At 37.4% G+C, this 1,400-nt stretch carries 1 protein-coding gene; it reads left to right on the plus strand.

The window, feature by feature from the left end; all coding sequences use genetic code 11:
• Window positions 1-342: 342 nt before the first annotated feature.
• Window positions 343-747 carry a hypothetical protein gene (locus CBG25_RS12330; RefSeq protein WP_290606950.1) on the plus strand — a complete coding sequence of 135 codons (405 nt, stop codon included), beginning with the start codon at window positions 343-345 and terminating at the stop codon, window positions 745-747.
• The last annotated feature ends 653 nt before the right edge of the window (window positions 748-1,400 follow it).

Below are 1,400 nucleotides of genomic sequence, written 5' to 3' on the forward strand. Positions count from 1 at the left end.
AAAGACCATCAGGACTGGAAAAAGGCCATAAAACAGGCGTTTCAGGTTAATGATGATGAATTGCTCTCCATGGTAGGAAATGAAACATTTACCCCGAGTTTATCCAATCTCTCTCGGCTTTATTTTACACGAGTTTCGCACCAATAAAAAAACGCTCTATTTTTAAGTTTAATTCAGCATGATATATAAATAGTCAAAACCTTATAAATCAAATACAACTTATTGTAATTTAAGAAAATTTATGTTTTTTAGTAACTTGCAGATTAATCATTGCTTTTAAGCCATTTTTAGAATTTTATATGCCTGTGCGAAACTCGTGTTTTATATGCCTGTGCGAAACTCGTGTACATTATTCTCCAGAAGGGCGATGAAAGTGTCGAACCCAAAACCTATCAGGCTGACCAGTTCCCAAGCGCATTACAACAAAGAGAAACGGATACTACCATCGTAATAGAAAGGACGCAGGAAAAAGAGAAGCTCAACGAATTGGCAACTACAGTAGAAGAAAGTCTTTCCATTGATATGGATAAAGCCTTAACCCTTGACATCAATGACTCCATACTAAAAGATACGGATAGCAAACTCACTGAGAGTACGGATGGCGAAAAATTGATAGATACTGAGGAATTATCCTTGCCAACCGAAGACTATCTATCGATAGACGAGGCAGACTCTGATAAAGAAACGAAACGATTAAATAACAATGAAGCCAATATTTTACATCATGAAGATAAACAAAAAAATTAAAGAAAAAGAGTATGGTGATTAACTTACTGTTTATGCTGACATTCGCCGCCACATTAAGCTGGAATCACTCAACTTTTGTTAAGTTTTACACCTGTCAACATTCAGCAGCCTAGTGCGACGGGATTGAGTCAGTCATCTAATATTTTAACTTAGCGTAAAAAAATTAATCACTTTGTTTAACCATAACGGGTTAAACCACCAGGAAATGGGGGTTTTCGTCATACTTTTGTGCCCGCTTCAAGCGCAACATTGGAATGATTATTCCAACCAACGAAAAAAAAGCTAGTGCGGTCCGCAAAAAACCTGATAAGGTGATATCAGTGCCGAGTTTAGCGATATATTGCAGAAAAGCTAAGCTAATCACATGAAGCGACTCACCGACTCTCTACCTGACAAAGTTTTTTATAAAAAGGATTAGTGCGGTCCGCAAAAAGTTTGTTATTCTGATACAGGTGCAAGAAAAGACGCGGGATAATGCATATGCGTGGTTACCCGAAAAACGTCAAATAATCTCCCTGCGATAATTCAAGCAAACGGATTGAGATAAACATCCGGTTATTGAAATTTAAGCACACTTTAGTTAATCCAACATAAAAAACCAGCGAAGACACGCACCACTGAAAAAGTATTTTACCCTAAATCACCCCGCACAA

Source organism: Arsenophonus sp. ENCA, assembly GCF_002287155.1.
GTDB classification, from domain to species: Bacteria; Pseudomonadota; Gammaproteobacteria; order Enterobacterales; family Enterobacteriaceae; genus Arsenophonus; species Arsenophonus nilaparvatae.